Annotated in this window: 20 protein-coding genes; 11 read left to right on the forward strand and 9 right to left on the reverse strand. The window is 57.5% G+C overall.

Annotation, left to right across the window (positions count from 1 at the left end):
* The first annotated feature begins 1 nt into the window (after position 1).
* Both ACO05M_RS16610 and ACO05M_RS16615 read left to right on the forward strand, forming a co-directional pair.
* On the forward strand, positions 2–796 hold the full coding sequence (locus tag ACO05M_RS16610; protein ID WP_421865424.1) for an outer membrane lipoprotein-sorting protein: 795 nt from the start codon (positions 2–4) through the stop codon (positions 794–796).
* Positions 797–2,038 (forward strand): hypothetical protein, encoded by a 1,242-nt coding sequence (locus tag ACO05M_RS16615; RefSeq protein ID WP_421865428.1) that lies wholly within the window; start codon positions 797–799, stop codon positions 2,036–2,038.
* Between the two features lie 64 nt (positions 2,039–2,102).
* Here ACO05M_RS16615 and ACO05M_RS16620 read toward each other — a convergent pair whose 3' ends face one another.
* Positions 2,103–2,759 (reverse strand): DUF2959 domain-containing protein, encoded by a 657-nt coding sequence (locus tag ACO05M_RS16620; RefSeq protein WP_421865431.1) that lies wholly within the window; start codon positions 2,757–2,759, stop codon positions 2,103–2,105.
* Between the two features lie 189 nt (positions 2,760–2,948).
* On the opposite strand from ACO05M_RS16620, the gene ACO05M_RS16625 reads away from it, so the two are divergent.
* Positions 2,949–3,149, forward strand: coding sequence for a hypothetical protein (locus ACO05M_RS16625; protein WP_421865434.1), 201 nt, complete (start codon positions 2,949–2,951; stop codon positions 3,147–3,149).
* Between the two features lie 7 nt (positions 3,150–3,156).
* Entirely contained in the window at positions 3,157–4,581 is a 1,425-nt protein-coding gene (locus ACO05M_RS16630) for a tetratricopeptide repeat protein (RefSeq protein WP_421865437.1), read from the forward strand.
* A 24-nt stretch (positions 4,582–4,605) separates the two neighbouring features.
* Here the strand turns inward: ACO05M_RS16630 and ACO05M_RS16635 are convergent, their stop codons facing one another.
* Together ACO05M_RS16635 and ACO05M_RS16640 are read right to left on the reverse strand one after the other, a co-directional pair.
* Positions 4,606–4,968 (reverse strand): hypothetical protein, encoded by a 363-nt coding sequence (locus ACO05M_RS16635; RefSeq protein WP_421865440.1) that lies wholly within the window; start codon positions 4,966–4,968, stop codon positions 4,606–4,608.
* A 51-nt stretch (positions 4,969–5,019) separates the two neighbouring features.
* A complete protein-coding gene (locus ACO05M_RS16640; protein WP_421870777.1) occupies positions 5,020–5,967 on the reverse strand; it encodes a DUF3179 domain-containing protein in 948 nt (315 codons plus the stop codon).
* A 251-nt stretch (positions 5,968–6,218) separates the two neighbouring features.
* Between ACO05M_RS16640 and ACO05M_RS16645 the strand changes: the two genes are divergently transcribed.
* Positions 6,219–7,262 carry a DsbA family protein gene (locus ACO05M_RS16645; RefSeq protein WP_421865443.1) on the forward strand — a complete coding sequence of 348 codons (1,044 nt, stop codon included), beginning with the start codon at positions 6,219–6,221 and terminating at the stop codon, positions 7,260–7,262.
* A gap of 90 nt (positions 7,263–7,352) precedes the next feature.
* Here the strand turns inward: ACO05M_RS16645 and ACO05M_RS16650 are convergent, their stop codons facing one another.
* Complete coding sequence (locus tag ACO05M_RS16650; protein WP_421865445.1) at positions 7,353–8,741, reverse strand: sensor histidine kinase; 1,389 nt, start codon at positions 8,739–8,741, stop codon at positions 7,353–7,355.
* Complete coding sequence (locus tag ACO05M_RS16655; protein ID WP_421865448.1) at positions 8,722–9,441, reverse strand: winged helix-turn-helix domain-containing protein; 720 nt, start codon at positions 9,439–9,441, stop codon at positions 8,722–8,724. Before ACO05M_RS16655 ends, ACO05M_RS16650 begins: the two co-directional genes overlap by 20 nt.
* 105 nt (positions 9,442–9,546) lie before the next feature.
* On the opposite strand from ACO05M_RS16655, the gene ACO05M_RS16660 reads away from it, so the two are divergent.
* Positions 9,547–10,032, forward strand: a complete 486-nt coding sequence (locus tag ACO05M_RS16660; RefSeq protein ID WP_421865450.1) for a GlcG/HbpS family heme-binding protein — start codon at positions 9,547–9,549, stop codon at positions 10,030–10,032.
* Positions 10,033–10,113: 81 nt separating this feature from the next.
* On the opposite strand, the gene ACO05M_RS16665 is transcribed toward ACO05M_RS16660, so the two are convergent.
* Positions 10,114–10,608, reverse strand: a complete 495-nt coding sequence (locus tag ACO05M_RS16665; RefSeq protein WP_114695402.1) for an Lrp/AsnC ligand binding domain-containing protein — start codon at positions 10,606–10,608, stop codon at positions 10,114–10,116.
* A 124-nt stretch (positions 10,609–10,732) separates the two neighbouring features.
* Positions 10,733–11,545 (reverse strand): XRE family transcriptional regulator, encoded by an 813-nt coding sequence (locus tag ACO05M_RS16670; RefSeq protein WP_421865453.1) that lies wholly within the window; start codon positions 11,543–11,545, stop codon positions 10,733–10,735.
* A gap of 261 nt (positions 11,546–11,806) precedes the next feature.
* On the opposite strand from ACO05M_RS16670, the gene ansA reads away from it, so the two are divergent.
* On the forward strand, positions 11,807–12,844 hold the full coding sequence (gene ansA / locus ACO05M_RS16675) for an asparaginase (RefSeq protein WP_421865456.1): 1,038 nt from the start codon (positions 11,807–11,809) through the stop codon (positions 12,842–12,844).
* Between the two features lie 66 nt (positions 12,845–12,910).
* Here the strand turns inward: ansA and ACO05M_RS16680 are convergent, their stop codons facing one another.
* Together ACO05M_RS16680 and ACO05M_RS16685 are read right to left on the reverse strand one after the other, a co-directional pair.
* On the reverse strand, positions 12,911–13,354 hold the full coding sequence (locus tag ACO05M_RS16680; protein ID WP_421865459.1) for a hypothetical protein: 444 nt from the start codon (positions 13,352–13,354) through the stop codon (positions 12,911–12,913).
* A 148-nt stretch (positions 13,355–13,502) separates the two neighbouring features.
* The gene (locus ACO05M_RS16685) at positions 13,503–14,510 is read right to left on the reverse strand and encodes a ChaN family lipoprotein (RefSeq protein ID WP_421865462.1); all 1,008 of its coding nucleotides are present in this window, start codon (positions 14,508–14,510) and stop codon (positions 13,503–13,505) included.
* Between the two features lie 181 nt (positions 14,511–14,691).
* On the opposite strand from ACO05M_RS16685, the gene ACO05M_RS16690 reads away from it, so the two are divergent.
* The 4 genes from ACO05M_RS16690 to ACO05M_RS16705 all read left to right on the forward strand — a co-directional run bounded on the left by ACO05M_RS16690 (position 14,692) and on the right by ACO05M_RS16705 (position 19,085).
* Positions 14,692–15,180, forward strand: a complete 489-nt coding sequence (locus tag ACO05M_RS16690) for a DUF523 domain-containing protein (RefSeq protein ID WP_421865465.1) — start codon at positions 14,692–14,694, stop codon at positions 15,178–15,180.
* Between the two features lie 88 nt (positions 15,181–15,268).
* Entirely contained in the window at positions 15,269–16,987 is a 1,719-nt protein-coding gene (locus tag ACO05M_RS16695; RefSeq protein ID WP_421865468.1) for a proline--tRNA ligase, read from the forward strand.
* A gap of 105 nt (positions 16,988–17,092) precedes the next feature.
* A complete protein-coding gene (locus ACO05M_RS16700; RefSeq protein WP_421865470.1) occupies positions 17,093–17,815 on the forward strand; it encodes an ABC transporter permease in 723 nt (240 codons plus the stop codon).
* 151 nt (positions 17,816–17,966) lie between these two features.
* The gene (locus tag ACO05M_RS16705; RefSeq protein ID WP_421865473.1) at positions 17,967–19,085 is read left to right on the forward strand and encodes a beta-ketoacyl-ACP synthase III; all 1,119 of its coding nucleotides are present in this window, start codon (positions 17,967–17,969) and stop codon (positions 19,083–19,085) included.
* Positions 19,086–19,109 lie beyond the last annotated feature (24 nt).

The following is a 19,109-nucleotide window of genomic DNA, read 5'->3' on the forward strand; positions in this document are numbered from 1 at the left end:
GATGTTGCGTTTACTACCTTCACTGAGCCTGCTGTTGCTGCCGCTGTTATCGGTACCGACACTGGCCGCCGATGACCCCGCTGTGACCCGCGGCTACGAAATCGTCACCGAAGCCGATAACCGGGATAAGGGCTGGATCAATACCGAATCGCGCATGAGGATGGAGCTGCGCAACGCTCACGGTGATGTCAGCGAGCGCCAACTGCGCACCAAAACCCTGGAAGTTGATGGCGACGGCGATAAGGGATTGACCATCTTCGACCAACCTCTGGACGTTAAAGGCACCGCCTTCCTGACCTTCTCCCACGCACTGGAGCCGGATGATCAGTGGATCTATCTACCGGCCCTGAAGCGGGTTAAACGGATCTCATCACGGAACAAATCCGGCCCCTTTATGGGCAGCGAATTTGCCTACGAAGACATGGCTTCGTTCGAGGTTGAAAAGTACGACTATCGCTATCTGCGCGACGAGATCCTCGACGGGATCGACTGTTTTGTGGTCGAGAGTTATCCGCGGGATAAAAACTCCGGCTACACCCGTCTCGTGACCTGGTTCGACAAGGCGGAATATCGGGCTCAGAAGATCGATTATTTCGACCGCAAAAACGCGGCACTGAAGACCCTGCGTTTTTCCGAATTCAAGCACTACCTGGATCAATACTGGCGCGCCCACCAGATGCAGATGATCAACCATCAGACCGGCAAGAGTACGCTTCTGACCTTTGACGAAATCCGCTTTCAGACCGGCCTGAGCGACAGAGACTTCAATAAAAACAGCCTCAAGCGAGCCAAGTAGATGAGCAAGACTGTCCTTCACGCCACGACGCTGACCAGCCTGCTGGCCGCATCCGCCCTGATCACCGCCAGCGGCAATAGCTTGGCGCAGGAGGTTACCCAACTGAGCGGTTCGTTCGAACTGGAGCTGCGAAGCTTCTTCGATAATCCGCTGGATCCGCGCCAACACAACAACAGCCTGTCGATGGCTGCTACGCCGGAGTTCTACCACAGTTGGAACGATGATAAGGATGCTCTGACCATCACCCCCTTTATCCGGATCGACCAGCACGACGCCGAGCGCAGCCATGCCGACCTGCGTGAGTTCAACTGGCTCCATGTCGGTGACAACTGGCAACTGCGAACCGGTGTCGGCAAGGTATTCTGGGGCAGCACCGAGTCCCAACACCTGGTCGATATCGTCAATCAGACCGATGGCCTGGAGGGCGTCGACGGTGAAGATAAGCTGGGACAGCCGATGCTGCATTACAGCTACCTGCTCGACGCCGGCGACATCAGCTTCTTTTGGTTGCCCTATTTCCGCGAGCGTACCTTCGCAGGAGTTGAGGGACGCCCCCGTACCGCCCTACCGGTCGACACCGATCGAGCCCAGTACGAATCAGGGGCCGAGCAATGGCACCAGGACTTTGCCCTGCGCTGGAGCTATTCCTTTGACTCCCTCGACCTGGCGCTGTCGCACTTTCACGGCACCAGTCGCGAGCCAACCCTGCTGCCCGACACCGGCAACCCGGCAACCGCGACTTCACTGATCCCAAGGTACGAGATCATCGATCAGACCAGCCTGGATCTGACCAGCGCCCTGGGTGACTGGCTATGGAAGCTCGAAGCGATCCACAACAGCGGCCTGGATGCCGGCGATTACAATGCCGCGGTCGGTGGCTTCGAATACACCTACGTCGGCTGGCTCGACAGCGACGCCGACCTGGGTCTGCTGATGGAGTATCACTACGACAGCCGCGGTCAGCGCTCCACCCGGCCGTTCCAGGACGATATCTTCGCCGGCCTACGCATTACCCTGAACGATTTCCAATCGACCGAGTTTCTGGCCGGGCTGGTTTATGACCGTGACAGCTATGCCCGGATGGGCTTTATCGAAGCCAGCCGTCGCCTGGGCAGCCAGTTCAAGCTCAGTGTCGAAGCTCGCCTTTTCGACAATCTCTCCTCGACGGACCCACTCTACGGGCTGCGCGAAGACAGCTTTGTGCAGCTGACACTGGAGTATTTCTTCTCCGAGCAGCTATAAGGCTCAACAGTGAAGCACAAAAAAGCCGGGACAGTTCCCGGCTTTTTTATCGGAATCAGGTCTGTTATTCGAGGCCTTGAATAAAGTCCTTCGCCTGAGCGATGGATCGATCCATCTCCCGAACCAAGCCTTTGACGTCGGAATCGAAGCGCCCGACCTCCCCTTTAAGCGCGCTGATCTTCTCGGCGTTGAGGTTGTGCTTGAGGAACAACACCTGATCCTTGAACACCGCCAGCACCGGTTTGACCTTGGCCTCGGAACGCTTCAGTGACTTCAGGTATTGCTGATAGCGGCTCTTGGTGGTGCGCAGCTTACGGGCACTGGAATCACGCAGGGTCTTGCTGGTGTACTGGTCCAGTTCCTTCTGCCACTCGTCAAACAGTGCATCGGCCACAGACTCGATCGAATCAACCCGATCGCTCAGCTCCTCTGCCTTGGCGGCGCTGTCTTCGTAGGCATCATTCAAGGTCTCGTAACGCTCTTCCAGCTCGGTGCTCTCCAGCTGCAGCAGGGCGTTAAACGCCTGATAAGCCGACTGGAACTCCTCTTTGACCTCTTCCTGGGTTTCCGCCGCCGCTTCAACCCGATCAACCAGAATATCGCGTTTGACGTAACCGACCTTCTCCATCGCTCCGTAATAGGCGCTTTGGCAGGCACTCAAGCTGGCGGTCGCCAACAGAATCAACAACAAGCGGACGTAATAACTGGGGGAAAATCGCATCAAAGGCTCCTGCCGGTCTGAGGTATTGCGCTAAATCCAAGCCGACTAGCCTAACCGATCACCTGGCCGGTCTCAACGACCCTGCCCGGCCGGCCCCCAGCTTAAGGATTTCACCCTCTGACGGACTTTGCATTCCTCGCTCGCTGAGCCAAAATAATAACCCTATCAACGCAGCCAATGATGTTTGCTATGAAGTCCTATCAATTTTTCACCGCCGAAGGTCGCGGCGGTACCATGCTCTGTGACGATGAGACCCTGGCCGATGCCGTTGCCGAACTGCAGCAACGCTTCAAACAGGTCGTCAAAGTTCAATACGGAAGTGAAGTCTGGGAAGCCCCCACGGCCCCATCTGAGCCCTCCCAGAACAGTTCCGAGCCCTGCCAAACCTGATCCCCTCATGACGGCCAGCCAGTCCTGCGGTGAACTGCTGAATCGCGCCCTGAACCAGCTGCAGCACGGCAGACTGGATCAGGCCAGGGCGCTATGCAAAAAATGCCTGCATCTGGAACCGGATAATTTCAACGCCCTGCACCTCTATGGCGTACTCTGCCTGAAACAGTCTGAGTATGAGCGTGCAGTTGACTACCTGAAGCGGGCCTGTGATCGGCAACAGCCGCTACGCCCCCATGCCCAGGCCTTTAACAACCTTTCCGTTGCCCTGCTCAACCTCGGACGGCTCGACGCGGCCTTAAACGCCGTTCAGGACGCCATCAAACTGGCCGGTAAACAACTGGCCTTTATCGTTAATCGCGCCAATGTCTACGAACTGCAGGGCGATTGGTCAGCCATGGAGCAGGATCTACAGGATGCTCTGCAGCTGGATCCGGACGATGAGCACCTGCTGAGCGGACTGGCACTGGCGATGCGTCAGCAACAACGTCCTGCCGAAGCTCTGGCGCTACTGCAACCGGCCCTGAACCACGCCAGTCCCTGCCACGAACTCTGTTGGGAAGGTCTGTTGTTGATCGGTCTGCAACAGGGCCAGCAGGCGCTGTTACAACAGAGCGTTACCATGGCGTATCGGCTACAACGGGATCCCGGTCACTGGCTCGATCAAGTGGCCGATTATCTGTGCGAACAACAGCACAGCGACCTTGCCCTGCCGCTGTATCAACAGGCCGCAAAGCTCGGACTTGAGGGACCGGAGTTGGAACACAAGATGGCGGCCCTCCGGGGAGATATGCCCGACAGAGCCCCCGATCGTTATGTTGAGCAGCTCTACCAGACCCATGCGGCGCAATTTGAACGTCGACTGCTGGGTAAGCTTGGTTACCGCGCCCCTTGGCAATTGACGGAGCAGCTACAACAACTGGGATATAAACGCTTCGATAAGGTTCTGGATCTGGGCTGCGGCAGCGGCTTGGGCGGCCAGCAACTTCGCCAGGCCTTTGACGTCGAGCACCTCACAGGGGTCGATCTGGCCTCAAAGATGCTGGACCTGGCCCGGACCAAGGCGTGCTATGACCAACTGAATTGTGCCGAACTGGGCCATTACCTCAGCCAACAGCAGGCACAGTTTGATCTGATCTGCGCACTGGATGTGTTGATCTATCAGGGCAAGCTGGAGGCATTGTTTTCGCAGTTGGCAGCACGGTTGGCGAAAGGCGGCTTGTTTGCCTTCAGTACCGAGCTGGCGGACGGGACGGGGTCCAATGACTACCGGTTAAGCCCATCGGGCCGCTACCAACACCGCCGAGCCTATATCGAACGCCTGTGTGCCACCCCACCATGGCAACCCTTGCGACTGGTTGAAATTGACCTTCGCCAGGAGGCAGGCCGGCAGACCCCCGGTCTGCTGGTGGTTGTGGAAAAAGCCGCCTAAGCGATAATCACAACGACGAAGGCCTCAGCGCTGCTGCAACTTGTCCAATCGAGCGTTCAGCTTACGGTTCAGCTTCACCTGCACGGCCAGCGTCGCCGTCAAGGCGATCGCCACCAGGCTGACCAGAAACAACATCCCCAGGGAGGTATCAAGGACCGAGATCCAGCTCTGCTGGGCATAACGACACTGCTCAGACAGTGAAACCACCAACCCACGAATACTGCTCAGGCTGTCGAGCTGCGCAACCACCGAGTTGATCTCGGCAGAGGCTTGGCCCACTTCCTCCAGGCCGCTGCGTAACACCATCGCCGCCACCAGCGACAGCACCGTTATCACACCGGCAATCCAGCACAACAGTACCGGTCCCTCTACACGTTTTGCTGCCATCGACTCTCGGTATCCTAAAAACGGGGAAGTCGATCATTATCGCCTGATTTTTCAATTTGTTGAATCGGCACGCCAGATATCGGTGTCGGGATGAAATCCGTACCAGGCAAACCAGAAACTGTTGATGACCGGCAATTCGCGCTGCTGCTGGTCGAAGATCTGTCCGGAACGGCTGTCGATATCGTATTCGATTCGCAGCTGCTGCCCGCCGATCCTATCGATCAGAGGCTCGCTAGTCGGACGCTTGGCCAGCTCTACAAAGGGGTAGGCTTTGTACTGATCGCCGATCTGAATTCCCAGTACCCGCTCTTTGGGGTGATAACGCTTGCTCAGAAAGGCAACCGGAAAATAGAGTCGGCCGTTTCGGTCGTAATCCCCGTAGGGGCTGCGTTGATAGTCCCGTAGAAACCCGGTTTCAGTCGACAGCAGTCGGGTATCCGGGTGCTGCTGCCGCCAGCGCTGCCAACTGGTCAATGTCGAGGGAAGCAAGGTCAGGCGCTGCCCTTTACGCGCGCCGGTCACCGCTTCACCGGTGATCTGTGACCAGAGCGATTCGGATTGGCGATCGTACAGCAGCAGGTCGCTGTTATAGAGCAGCCCGGAGACCCCGAATGCGACCGGCTTGCCGTCCAGGCGAGCATCGAACACCATCGCCGTACCACACAAGGGGCAGTAGGAGATCAATACCGGTTGATCGCCGAAGCGATCATTGACCAGCTCGTGCCAATTCAGAATAGAGATCGGGTAGGCCCGGCTTTCGCCGGCCAGGGTCAAACCGATCACCGGACTCTCCGGCTGTAGGAAATCATCCTGATCGGCATCGACAAACCGGGGTCGATCAATTGAGGGAATCCCATCTCGCGGTGGTCCACCGGAAAGAATCTGCTCTTTGGGTATCAGACTCCCCTCAAGTTCGAATCCGTTCAGCGTTTCGGCTGTCACCGCCTGACTGAGCAGGCACAGTAAGCATCCCATCACCAAGCCCCACAGCGCCGCCATGTTGTCGGAGCCGGTGTAATCAATGGGTTCCGATACGGCCAGTTCTCGTGCTTCCACAATTGTCACCTCTAAACCCTTATAGGGTTTAGACGACCCGGCGGTCGGGCTGTTACATTAGGGAACCTGCGAACAAGTCTCTGCGGTTTCTGCAAGAGCCTGAAGTGCACAAGTTCTTAGGTTGCTCAACCCCCGGATCAGTCGGTTTTACCCGTCGACCAAGCCGTGTCCGATTAAATACTGTAGGTATCTGGATGAGTGATATCAGTAACAGCCGCAAGGGCGCCCTAGGCCTGAATATCGTGGGCGGGGTGGCGCTGTTGGCCGCTGCAATCTTTTTCATGCAGCCGCAACAATCCTCTACCCCCGATGATCCGGCTTTATTAACGCTGGGTGGCGAGACCCTCAATCACAGCGAACTGCCACCCAAGCTGCGACAGGCGCTGGAGCGGGTTGAACTGAGCGCCTACCGACAACGCCAACAGATTCTGCAGGCCGCCGCCGTTGACCTCTATATCGCCCGAGAGGCCGAAGCCAAGCAGGAATCGATCGAGCAGGTCAGACAACGCCTGCTTCCCCGCCCCCAGGTCAGCGAACGGGAAATTCAGGCCTTCTATCTCGGCAACCAAGAGCGCCTTGGAGCCAGCCTGGAACAAGCGCGTGGTGACATCAGCCGCTATCTGTTTCGCAAGAAAGTGCAGCAACAACATCAACAGTTGGTCGACAAGCTGGTGCGGCTGGAAGAGCTGCAACTGTTGATTGAGGCGCCGATCACCGAAGCCATTGCCTTCGATCTGGCCGGTTTTCCATCCAAAGGCCCGGACGATGCCAAGGTCACCCTGGTCGAGTTTGCTGACTATCAGTGTCCCCACTGCAAGCGTACCCACCAGATCCTGAAGGCGGTGCTGCCGAGCTACCTAGACCGGGTTCGTTACGTTTATCTGGACTTCCCGATCAACCGCAGCGGTATCTCTCGCAAGATCGCCGAAGGAGCGGTCTGCGCCGATCAACAACAACGCTACTGGGATTATCAGGACCGCGCCTTTGCACAGCAGGAACAGCTGACCGAAACCTCAGTAACCGCCATCGCCGAGCAACTGCAGCTAGATCTGCCCCAGTTCAATCGTTGTCTGGCCGACGAAGCCACTGCCGACCGGGTTAAGCGTGCCGAAGCGCAGGCCATCAAAGCGGGACTTAGCGGCACCCCGAGCTTCTTTATCAATGGCCGGGCACTGGAATTGCGCCAGAATCTGGCTGATGAATTGGGCGCGCAGCTAAATCAGGCCCTTGAAGGCTGAACTCTCAAAGGTATGGGTACCTTCAGCGACTTACGAATTGATGGCTAAATCCGGCACCCTGTAATTCTGACAGTGCTATGCCGCTGCTGACTACTCCCCCTTGGGCAATAGCACGGTCAGGGTACAGCCTTCGCCCAAAGCACTTTTCATCTCGATTGAGCCGCGGTGCGCCTCGACAATAGCCCTGACCAAGCTCAGCCCCAACCCCATTCCGGGCTCACTTCGACTCGAATCCCCGCGGTAGAGACGATCAAACACCCGATCCTGTTCAGCGGGATCGATACCGACACCCTGATCCTCGATCTCGATCATCACCTGCGAACTGCCGTCTTCCCAGCGAATGTTAACCGCCCCCCCGGGTTGACTGTATTTGATCGCATTGTCGATCAGGTTACCGAACACCTGATGTAGTCGAACTTTGTCAGCTTTTAACGCCAGCGAATCTTTGGACTGAAGCTGCAACCTAATGTCGCGATCTTCGGCGGTATAGCGATACAGCTCCGTACAATCAGAGATCAACTCACTGAGGTCGACCTGCTCAACGTGGAGTTTGAGAATACCGCTCTGCGCTTCAGAGATATCCATCAATGTCTTGAGCATATTCTCGATTCTTGCACTCTCTTCTGCGCAGTCGAGCAGCGCCTCCCTCAAGACACTTTCATCAGGCTGTGCCACAGCAGCCTCAATACTCAAACGCATCCGAGCCAACGGCGTCCGCAAGTCATGAGCCACCGCATCAAGCGAGTGCTGCATACCGACGATCAGCCGTTCGATCTGGGAAAGTTTGGCGTTGAACAATTGGGCCAATTCACCGAGTTCCGAGCGTGGATTTCTCACCGGAACCCGCGCTTCCAAATCGTTACCACTCAAGCTGCGCACGGTCTGAATCAGATCGTTGACCTGCCGCAGGGCGCGCCAATTCATGTAGTAGGTCAGCAGCAATCCGAAAACAAATAACGGCAGCATCACCCCCAACATGATCGTCCGGGTTTCCGCCAGCGCTTGAGTCCGACCGGCCATGGACTTACCGATACGTAGACGCAAGCCATCGGACAGGGTGATCTGCCCCACCATCAGATCGATACGGCTTTGCGGCAGCCTGACCTCAAGCCAGCGCCCGTCTTCCAACGCCGATAGTGACGGGATTGCCGGGACAGGCCAGGATTGCGGCTGCACCCGCAGCAACGGGGTATCGGTGGCATCAACCAGCGTCAACCACATTTCTGTGCGTTGAAAATAGGGCGTATCTCGTTCCACCACGACTTCCAGTTTATGCAGCCCCGCCGACAGCTCCAGGCGCTGGTAGCTTTCCAAAAACGAGTTGATCAGCTGCTGATCCTTCTGCTGCTGCACCTGAGAGATCAACGCGTTCACGGTAACAAACAGCACCAGCGCCGATAGAAAGAACAGCAGGGCAAATTTGAGCGTCAGATCAAGGGCCGTATTGCGATGCAACCGCTTAAGCAAGCTTGAGGACATAGCCCACCCCACGCAAGGTATGCAGCAGTTTGACGTCGAAGTCCTTATCAATCTTGGCGCGTAGCCGGCAGACCAACACATCGACGACGTTGGTCTGAGGATCAAAGCTGAACTCCCAGACATGCTCGAGGATCATTGTTTTTGACAGCACTCGGTCCGGGTTACGTAGCAGATACTCCAGCAGCTTAAACTCTCGCGGCTGCAGCAAAACCGTTTCTCCGGCCCGAACGACGGTCTTTCGCAGCGGGTCTAAACAGATATCATGAAACCGAAGTTCAGCGTGGAGACCGGCCTCCGCCAGCGGCTTGGCTCGCCTTAACAGGGCCTGAGCCCTTGCCTGCAGCTCACTGAATGAAAACGGTTTGGTCAGATAGTCATCACTGCCGGTTTCCAAGCCTCGCACCCGATCTTCCACGGAACGCTTGGCACTGAGAATAATCATCGGAACGGCTGAGCCGGTGCCGCGTAGCTCTTCGATCACGGATAGTCCGTCTCTACCCGGCAGCATCACGTCGACGATGATCAGGTCGTAATTCCCCTCAATCGCCATGGCCAGGCCATCAGCACCGTCGCCGACGGTATCGACGCAATCACCGCACTCGCTGAAGCCTTTGGCCACGTAGCCGGCAATTTTCTCATCGTCTTCGATCATCAATATCTTCATGGTGGTTAAGTTACCACCGCGAATGGGGTCTGACATCAAGCGAAGCCCAACATTACAACACTGTAATGCGCCGGAAAGGTTGTGGAAATACGGCCTCCGATAACCTCTCTCCACACCTAACGACCTGCAAAGGACAACATTATGAAGAAGATCCGTACGCTACTGGCTGCCGCCGTAATCACCGCCCCTCTGTCCGCTCAAGCCGTCGAGCTGCCAACCCAAAGCTACCTGCCGCTGAACATCGCTCAGCAGCTAGCCAACGAAGCCTTGGCCGCCTGCGCTAAAGACGGCTACAACGTCAGTGTGGCGGTGGTCGATGCCTCCGGCGTCACCCGCACGCTGATCCGTGCCGATAAAGCCGGCCCCCATACGCTGGAGAGCAGCCGCAAGAAAGCCTTCACCTCCGCCAGCATGGGTCGCCCGACGGCTGACTTTGCTGCGCTGATCGAGAAGAAGCCGGTGGTCGCCGGCCTGCGGGATATGGACCCCAATATTTTGATTCTGGGTGGCGGTCTACCGCTGAAGCTTAACGGCGAGAAACTGGGTGGCATCGGTGTGGGTGGTGCGCCAGGCGGCCATCTGGATCAGGCCTGTGCCCAGGCTGCTATCGATAAGATTTTGAAATAAATAGAAGGGGTTTATCCAGAGGCTGGCTGGAAGCGATCCCTCGCCAGCCTCAGTCAATCGTGCCGTCGAAGCGTCGCCAGATTAGTCGCCGGATTTCATCTCGGGCACATTAATCGACGAGGTTTCTTTGACCTCTTCCATCACGATGTAGCTGCGTGACTTGTCCACATTCGGCAGGCTGATCAGCAGCTCACCCAACAGCTCGCGATAGGCCGACATTTCGCTGATTCGAGCCTTAATCAGGTAATCAAACTCACCGGAAACCAGATGACATTCCATCACCTGGGGGATTTTCAGCACTTCGCGCTTAAAGTCTTCGAAGATGGTGTTGGAACGGTAGGTCAGACTGATCTCGACAAACACCAGCAATCCGGCTTCCAGGGCTCGCGGATCCAGATTGGCCGAATAACCTCGGATAATGCCGTCTTTCTCAAGCCGACGAACCCGCTCCAGACAAGGGGTTGTACTCAGGCCCACTTCGGCGGCCAGATCTACATAGGACATCCGTCCGTTGTTCTGCAGTTGACGCAGGATATTACGGTCGATGCGATCAAGTTTACGGGGTTTTGCTGCCACCGGGGCTGGTCCTCAATTTAAAACACAACTACAACACAATCGTCGGATTGCCTTGGCAAGGACAGCAAGTTTAGTAACTAAGATCGCCAAATACCAGAAAAACAACTTTTCCAGCTCCGAGTAGCTAGACCGTCGCCGCCAAAAACAGGTTATCGCTGCTGTTGCTGCGATTGTCGATCAAGTCCTTCAGACTCTGGTCAAACATCGGCGAATCGGCCGGATAGAGCCCGCACATCCGCAACGCCTTTCGCAGATCCACCTGCTGGCCCAGGTAGTCATAGGCCACCCGGACACAGGCCGGATCTCGCTGGGCACTGTCGGAAACCCCCAGGCGCAGGCCGGATAATCGACTGATCCGGCTCTTGTAGGTCGGATACAGAATGGTCTGGGTCACCTCGTTACCGGTCAGGGATTCGTAGTCGACCATAAAGATCCGCTCGCTGAGGAAGAACGCACAGCCCAGATAGCGGGCGTGGAAGGTACGCCCGCCTCCCGGTGGCTTGAGACGCTCGACTCGACGGTAGACCACCTCCCCCTGTACCCGGGTCAGTTCCACCAGGTTGCGCAGGATATTGCCCGGAAACGCCATCGAGTAATAGATCTCGAAGTAGTAGCCCAAATACTGGTCAAACCGGTTCTGTCCGTGGGCCTGCAGCTGTTCGATATGACGACTGAACTGGCGATTCTGGGGCTGATTGGTGGTGTTGGGGCGGACCTGAATAATCTGGGCAAACTGATTATGGGGCAGAAAGATCTCATACTCCTCCACCCCGAAAAAATCGCAGATCCGACGCAGAATATACTTCGACGGGGTGCTGGTACCGTTGAGATACTTGTTGAACTGAGAGCGATTGATCGGGACCAATCGGCAAACTTCAGCGATCGACTTGTAATAACTGCACAACAGGCGCAAATTCTTGCAGAAGTTATCACCCATACCCGCTCGTTCTCCCGACAACGGTCCCTTGATCAGTAACGCCTGAGACGCCGTGGCTGGACAGGGTGCCCCGACTCCCGTGGAAACGACTACTGCGCTGCAAAAGCATCCCCAATGGATGCTAGAATAGCAACAGCTAGCGCCACACCGTAACAGATAGAGGAGTTGTTAGCATCTATCCTGTCTGGGATATTGCAGGTCTTGTGGTGTGAAGCCCCAGTCCATCAGCCCCGCGTTCGCGCATCAACCAAGTTTTAATCAATGAATAAACGAATCTACATTCTCTACACCGGCGGAACGATCGGCATGCAACGCTCGGAGCAGGGATATGTGCCGATGCCGGGACTGGCGGACCTCATTGCTCAGAAGATGCCGGTACATCTGTCGGCCAATATGCCCGACTATGAGCTCGAAGAACTGGATCATCTGATCGACAGCACCAATGCCACACCGGCCGACTGGCGGACCATCGCCAGTCGTATCCGCGACAACTACGACCAATACGACGGTTTTGTGGTGCTGCATGGCACCGATACCCTGGCCTATACCGCTTCTGCACTATCATTTATGCTGCAGGACCTGACCAAGCCGGTGATCGTCACCGGCTCACAGATCCCGCTTTGCGAACTGCGTAACGACGCCCAGGACAACCTGATCACCACCCTGGTACTGGCACGCAACTATCCGATACCGGAAGTGTTGCTCTACTTCAACGGCCGTTTGTTACGAGGCAACCGCGCCACCAAGGTCAAAGCCAGTGGCTTCGATGCCTTCGACAGCCCCAATTTCCCGTGGCTGGGCCAGGTCGGCATCCATATCGAGATCAAGCAGCACCTGACTCGACCCTGCGCCGAGAAACCAAGGTTCGAGCTGCCTGGCTACGGTAAGCAGAGGATCATCACCCTGAAGCTATTCCCCGGCATCGATGCCCAATTCCTGCGCCATCTGTTGAACCAGCCGCTGGATGGCCTGATTCTGGAGTCATTCGGGGTCGGTAATGCCCCTGACCGTGAAAGCGAATTTCTGCAGCTGTTGCAACAGGCCAATGATCAGGGCGTGGTGATCGTCAATCGCTCCCAGTGCCTGCAGGGACGGGTCGATCACAGCAGCTACGCCACCGGATTAGCACTGGCGCAGACCGGTGTTATCAGCGGCTTCGACATGACCCTGGAGGCCGCTTTCTGCAAGCTGCACCACCTATTGGCCAGTGGTTTGGATCAAGATCAGATCCGTCAGAAGATGCAGACCAGCCTTTGCGGTGAGCTGACGCCGGCCAAGTCGAAAAGTCCCCAGAGGTAAGCGCCGGCACGGATGATAGCCTGCACCAAAGACCGATAAATATAAAAGAAACGGAAGCAGATTGCCTCAGCTTAGTCGCTGATAACCAGGCGGCGACTCAGAATCCGAATCGCTGACCGGTTGCGCTACCGTCGGCTGCATCAGCCATGAAAGTCCCTGGTCGTAACTGCCAAAGCACTCGATCAGCAGCCCATTAGCCCGACAGGTCAAAATTCCGAAGCCCAGATCAAAAGCCGTTTCACCGCAGACATACGCGACCTGGCGACCACGAAACCACTCGGAAAAGCAGAGCGAGAGTTCAAAAACCGCCTGACGGTCCAGCTTCGGACCACCTTGGAAGCTGGAACGATCCTCCAGCAATAAACGGCTAACCTTATGCTCCAGACAGCAGCTGGCAATATCCAGAAAGGCCATCCTTATCGAAGACGGGCAGACTCGCCCCGTCATTAAGGCGTGTAACATCTCACCCCGGCGACTGATATCGATCCGAGCAGCACCGATCGCATCCATAACGACTCCTGAGAAATTACCGTCTAGTCCCCATCAGCGGGTAACAGACCAAACGTCGGTATTTATCTGTGCGTTCGATTTACCCTAGTACAGGTATCAGGCTTTTTCCTTTTCGGGTCATAAGGTACTGCGATAAGCGGGTTGAGAATCAGGCACCGTTCAACTCGGCACACAGATCCCGATAATCCTGTCGCTGGGTAAACCACAACAGGTCATGGCGCACGCCAAGCTTGCGTTCGGCGTCATCCGGATCGTACCGATAATCCGCCAATGGACGGGGATCAATGCTGATCTGTTGCAGACCGATATTCAGTTGCTTCAGCGTGGGATTCAGTCGTTCGGCCTGGCTCACCAGGCCAAGATTATGTTCGGTGTGACCGGCACCAACAATCATCACCACCGGGCCGCCCTGAGCCGTATCGGCCATCGCAACCAGTGACGCGGCCATCCTAAAATTTCGCTCGCGCCAGGTACGATAAAGGCGAGTCAGCAACGGCTCCTCGCCCCAACCACAATGGCCGTCGACAAAACGTCGATACATGAATTCACGGTAGGGGCTCTGCTCCAGTTCAAGGCCCTGCAACTGCTGTCGCTCCACCGCACTGAGCTGATCGATATCGGTACGGCTGAGCCGTAGTTTGATACTTGGGGGTAGATCAGCACCGAAGATCTCCAGTTGATGCTGTCGAGCCAGTTCGATCAGCTGAAAATAGTAGCCCCACTCCTGATCCGGGCGTTTCTCCCAACCCAACTGGCGGCGCAGGCGCTGCTCTGGGCTCTGTTTCGATCCCGGCCCCAGCGCCAACAGCGACGCCTGGCCGTTAACATACTGGCTCAGATAACCGCTCTGACCGATATCGAAAAACTCAAACCCCAACACCGGTCGCTGGCCAAGCTCGATCAGGCCTTGAATGATCCGCAACTGGATCTGATGGTGCTCGGCGTTGTCGTGTCGCTCAGCCAGATAGACAACATCGGCCTCGGCAGCCCGCTCGAGCAGCGCCGAATAGTCCAACGGTTGTCCGCTTCGGGCATCGATGATCTGACCGATCAGTTCATCTTGCCGTGGCGGCACAGTCTGACTTTCATGACCCAGCAGGCTACAGCCACTCAGCGTAACCAGCAGCAACCCCGTCAACCCGACCCGTTTCATCATGCTCAGATTCATCCTCTACTGTTGTCTCAAGCGCCAACTCAATCCCTATCCGGCGGTGATAGCCAACGTGATTACCGCCTAGGGTTCCATATTCGCCGACTACGATAACCGTTACTATAGGGGCTCAACCAGCCCCAAGGTTCCATCGACACCTATCCGCTAACAATTGAGGCTTCAACCCATGAATCTGATTCTGGTCAGCCGCTGCCTGCTGGGAGAACCGGTGCGCTACGATGCCAGCCCCAAAACCCTGGAGCACCCGCTGTTGAATCGCTGGCGCGATGAGCAAAGACTGGTGCCGATCTGCCCGGAGCTGGCCGGTGGCTTGCCCTGCCCGCGCCCTGCGGCCGAAGTGGCCCAGGGACGCGGCGATCGGGTGATCGACGGCCAGGCCAGCGTCCTCTGCCGGGATGGCAGCGATGTCACCGACGCCTTTATTGCCGGTGCCGAAATCGCGCTGGCCCAGTGTCGCCGGCAGCAGATCCGCTTTGCGCTGCTCAAGGCCCGTAGCCCGTCCTGCGGCAGCCAGGATGGCTACGACGGCAGCTTCAGCGGCACCCTGGCCGAACAAGGGGTCGGCGTCACCGCCGCACTGCTTAGTCGCCACGGCATCAAAGTCTTCGATGAGTCACAACTGGAGCAACTGGCCGCCGAGCTCGATCGCGACTGAGTACGCTTGAAGCACCGAGTTCTGCTCCGTAAAATGGCCCCCTTTATCTTTTACGATTCCGTCTTCTCAATTCAGCCGAGCCCATACCATGCGCGCCAGCCAATATCTGATTGCCACCCTTAAAGAAACTCCGTCTGACGCCCAAGTGGTCAGCCACCAGCTGATGCTCCGCGCCGGCATGATTCGCAAGATCGCCGCCGGTCTCTACACCTGGCTGCCGATGGGCCTGCGCACGCTGCGCAAGGTCGAGCGGATCGTCCGTGAAGAGATGGATCGCTCCGGCGCTCAGGAAGTGCTGATGCCGGCGGCCCAACCGGCCGAGCTGTGGCAGGAATCCGGTCGCTGGGAGCAGTACGGTCCTGAGCTGCTGCGGGTTAAGGACCGCCACCAGCGCGACTTCTGCATCGGCCCGACCCACGAAGAGGTGATCACCGATCTGATTCGCAACGAGTTGAGCAGCTACAAGCAGCTGCCGGCCAACTTCTACCAGATCCAGACCAAGTTCCGGGATGAGATCCGCCCCCGCTTCGGCGTGATGCGCTCCCGTGAGTTCATCATGAAGGACGCCTACTCGTTCCACACCGACGGTGAGTCGCTGCAGCAGACCTACGAGGTGATGCACGCGACCTACACCCGGATCTTCGAGCGCCTGGGGCTGGACTTTCGTCCGGTACAGGCCGACTCCGGCTCCATCGGTGGTGACTCCTCCCACGAATTCCACGTATTGGCCGAATCCGGAGAAGACGCCATCGCCTTCTCCGACAGCTCCGATTACGCCGCCAACATCGAAAAAGCCGAAGCCCTGGCTCCGGCTGGTGAGCGCCCGGCAGCAACTGCCGAGGTGGAGCTGGTCGACACCCCCAATGCCAAGACCATCGCAGAACTGGTCGAGCAGCACGGGCTGCCGATCGAGAAGACCATCAAGACCCTGATCGTCAAAGCCAGCGAAGAGATCGACGCCGACTATGTCGCGCTGTTGGTTCGCGGCGATCATGAGCTCAACGAGATCAAAGCCGAGCATCTGCCGCAGGTAGCCGAACCGCTGGAGTTCGCCGATGAAGCCCAGATTCGTGCCGCCATCGGCGCCGGACCCGGCTCCCTGGGTCCGGTCAACCTGCCGATGCCGGTGATCGCCGACCGCACCGTCGCCAAGATGGCCGACTTCGGCGCCGGCGCCAACATCGATGACAAGCACTACTTCAACATCAACTGGGGTCGCGATTGCGCCGAGCCGGAAGTGGCCGATCTGCGCAACATCGTCGAAGGTGACCCGAGCCCGGACGGCAACGGCAAGCTGGTGATCAAGCGCGGCATCGAAGTGGGCCATATCTTCCAGCTCGGCACCAAATACTCCGACGCGATGGATGCCAAGGTGCTGGACTCCAACGGCAAGTCGGTTGTCATGTCGATGGGTTGTTACGGTATCGGTGTCACCCGGGTCGTTGCGGCCGCAATCGAGCAGAACAACGACGACTCCGGCATCATCTGGCCCGACGCGATCGCACCGTTCCAGGTCGCCCTGATTCCGATGAATCCGGACAAGTCCGAGGCGGTACGCGAGACCACCGAACAGCTCTACACCGAACTGCAGGCCGCCGGCATCGATGTACTGATGGATGACCGTAAAGAGCGTCCCGGGGTTAAGTTCGCCGACATGGAACTGATCGGCATTCCTCACCGGGTCGTGATCAGCGATCGTGGTCTGGGTAACGGCACCCTGGAATACAAGGGCCGCCGCGACACCGACCGCCAGGATATCGCCACCGATCAGTTGGCCGAGATGCTGAAGCAAAAGATCCTCGGGTAAACCACCGAGGCAGACATCAAAAACGGGGCTTATTTGCCCCGTTTTTTTTCCATCTCATCTCGGAACCCCTAGGATATAAAACGACACAGGCTTGGGTGAAACGCGATGACTTTAGCCCCGATCGAACTGGAACAGCTGGCGATCGCCTTTATACCGGCGCTGCTGGTGGTGGTGCTGATGTGGCGCTGGCAGCTGAATTACCGCAAAGCCCTCTACGGCATGGCCCGGATGCTGACCCAGCTGCTGCTGATCGGCTATGTACTGATCTATATCTTCCAGGCCGACTCCAGCCCGATCGTGATGGCTGTGCTTGCAGTGATGCTGATCGCCTCCAGCTGGATCGCGTTGGGATCGATCGAAACCCGGCGCAGTTCGATGCTCGGAGCCAGCTTCGCCGCGGTACTGCTGGGTGCCGGGTCGATGCTGCTGCTGATCAGCCAAGGGGTGCTGCAGCTCGATCCCTGGTATGAACCGCGCTACCTGATCCCATTGGCCGGGATGCTGTTCGCCCATGCGATGAACAATGTCAGCCTGGCAGCCGAGCGCTACTTCGCCGAACTGGCCAACGGCAACAGCGATGAAGACGCGGCCAGAATCGCTTTCCAGGCCGCCCTGATTCCGGTGGTCAACTCGCTGTTTGCCGTCGGCCTGGTCTCCCTGCCGGGCATGATGACCGGCCAGATCCTTTCCGGCGTCTCCCCCTTCATCGCCGCCCGCTATCAGATCATGGTGATGTGTATGCTATTCGGCTCGTCGGGGCTGACCACGGCAATGTTCCTGTACTTGATCCGCCGCCGCCAAGGTCTTTCTAAAATATCAGGGGGCTAGCCCTCTCAATTAGCCTTTCAATTAGTGGCTTTTTCGCCCACCCTGATTGAGCGATCCTGTCATAGGCCCAACCAGCCCTTGGGCGTAGACTTGATCGATTTTGAACACTCAAAGCGCGACGCTGCGGCGCACGACGATGGACAGGTGAAAGATGAACATAGTGATCAGCGGTACCGGCCTTTACACCCCTCCCGACAGCATCAGCAACGACGAACTGGTAACGGCATTCAACCAGTACGTCGACCTCTACAATAACCAGCACGCCGAGGCGATCGCCACGGGTGACAGAACCGCGCTGGAGTATTCAAGCAGCGAATTCATCGTCAAAGCCTCCGGTATCCAGAGTCGTTATGTGGTCGACAAAGCGGGGGTTCTGGATCCGACCTTTATGCGCCCCAGAATACCGGAACGCCCGAACGAGCAACCGTCGCTGCTGGCCGAGATGGCCGTTAACGCCGCTCGCCAAGCGCTGGACAACGCCGCCTGCAGCGCCGAAGAGATCGACCTGGTGATTGTCGCCTGCTCCAACCTGCAGCGGGCCTACCCGGCCATCGCGATCGAGGTGCAACAGCTGCTGGGCTGTGGTGGTTACGGCTACGATATGAACGTCGCCTGCTCGTCGGCCACCTTCGGTATCGGCGCAGCTGCCGATGCGATCCGTTCCGGCACCGCCCGCCGGGCGCTGGTGGTCAACCCGGAGATCACTTCGGCCCACCTGGATTTCCGCGACCGTGACTGTCACTTCATCTTCGGCGATGTGGCCACCGCGCTGGTGATCGAAGCCGAACAGGATTGCCGCGCCGAGCAGGCGTTCCGCATTCTGGGTACCAAGTTCGAGACCCGCTTCTCCAACAACATTCGGAATAACTTCGGGTTTCTGAACAACTCCCACCCCGAGACCCGGGACAGCCGGGACAAGCTGTTTATGCAGAACGGTCGGAAGGTGTTCAAGGAGCTGCTGCCGATGGTGACGCAGGTGATCGGCCAACACCTGGAGCAACAGCAACTTCAGGCCTCGGACTTCAAGCGCTTCTGGCTACACCAAGCCAACCTGACCATGAATCTGTTCGCGGCGAAGAAGCTGCTGGGACGCGATCCGGAAAGCCACGAGTTGCCGATCGTACTGGACCGCTACGCCAACACCAGCTCGGCCGGATCGGTGATCGCCTTCCATCTCCACAGCGCGGATCTCCAGTCAGGGAATCGGGGGATTCTCAGCTCGTTCGGCGCCGGTTACTCGGTCGGCAGCGTGCTGCTGCAAAAGTGCTGAACCCTGTCGGCCAGCAAGCGACAT

Source organism: Motiliproteus sp., assembly GCF_965230735.1.
In the GTDB taxonomy this organism is placed as follows: Bacteria; Pseudomonadota; Gammaproteobacteria; order Pseudomonadales; family Balneatricaceae; genus Motiliproteus.

Coding starts and splice junctions, on each gene's coding strand:
- ACO05M_RS16610 (WP_421865424.1), top strand. CDS start 2: ATGTTGCGTTTACTACCTTCACTGAGCCTGCTGTTGCTGCCGCTGTTA.
- ACO05M_RS16615 (WP_421865428.1), top strand. CDS start 797: ATGAGCAAGACTGTCCTTCACGCCACGACGCTGACCAGCCTGCTGGCC.
- ACO05M_RS16620 (WP_421865431.1), bottom strand. CDS start 2,759: ATGCGATTTTCCCCCAGTTATTACGTCCGCTTGTTGTTGATTCTGTTG.
- ACO05M_RS16625 (WP_421865434.1), top strand. CDS start 2,949: ATGAAGTCCTATCAATTTTTCACCGCCGAAGGTCGCGGCGGTACCATG.
- ACO05M_RS16630 (WP_421865437.1), top strand. CDS start 3,157: ATGACGGCCAGCCAGTCCTGCGGTGAACTGCTGAATCGCGCCCTGAAC.
- ACO05M_RS16635 (WP_421865440.1), bottom strand. CDS start 4,968: ATGGCAGCAAAACGTGTAGAGGGACCGGTACTGTTGTGCTGGATTGCC.
- ACO05M_RS16640 (WP_421870777.1), bottom strand. CDS start 5,967: ATGGCGGCGCTGTGGGGCTTGGTGATGGGATGCTTACTGTGCCTGCTC.
- ACO05M_RS16645 (WP_421865443.1), top strand. CDS start 6,219: ATGAGTGATATCAGTAACAGCCGCAAGGGCGCCCTAGGCCTGAATATC.
- ACO05M_RS16650 (WP_421865445.1), bottom strand. CDS start 8,741: ATGTCCTCAAGCTTGCTTAAGCGGTTGCATCGCAATACGGCCCTTGAT.
- ACO05M_RS16655 (WP_421865448.1), bottom strand. CDS start 9,441: ATGTCAGACCCCATTCGCGGTGGTAACTTAACCACCATGAAGATATTG.
- ACO05M_RS16660 (WP_421865450.1), top strand. CDS start 9,547: ATGAAGAAGATCCGTACGCTACTGGCTGCCGCCGTAATCACCGCCCCT.
- ACO05M_RS16670 (WP_421865453.1), bottom strand. CDS start 11,545: ATGGGTGATAACTTCTGCAAGAATTTGCGCCTGTTGTGCAGTTATTAC.
- ansA (WP_421865456.1), top strand. CDS start 11,807: ATGAATAAACGAATCTACATTCTCTACACCGGCGGAACGATCGGCATG.
- ACO05M_RS16680 (WP_421865459.1), bottom strand. CDS start 13,354: ATGGATGCGATCGGTGCTGCTCGGATCGATATCAGTCGCCGGGGTGAG.
- ACO05M_RS16685 (WP_421865462.1), bottom strand. CDS start 14,510: ATGATGAAACGGGTCGGGTTGACGGGGTTGCTGCTGGTTACGCTGAGT.
- ACO05M_RS16690 (WP_421865465.1), top strand. CDS start 14,692: ATGAATCTGATTCTGGTCAGCCGCTGCCTGCTGGGAGAACCGGTGCGC.
- ACO05M_RS16695 (WP_421865468.1), top strand. CDS start 15,269: ATGCGCGCCAGCCAATATCTGATTGCCACCCTTAAAGAAACTCCGTCT.
- ACO05M_RS16700 (WP_421865470.1), top strand. CDS start 17,093: ATGACTTTAGCCCCGATCGAACTGGAACAGCTGGCGATCGCCTTTATA.
- ACO05M_RS16705 (WP_421865473.1), top strand. CDS start 17,967: ATGAACATAGTGATCAGCGGTACCGGCCTTTACACCCCTCCCGACAGC.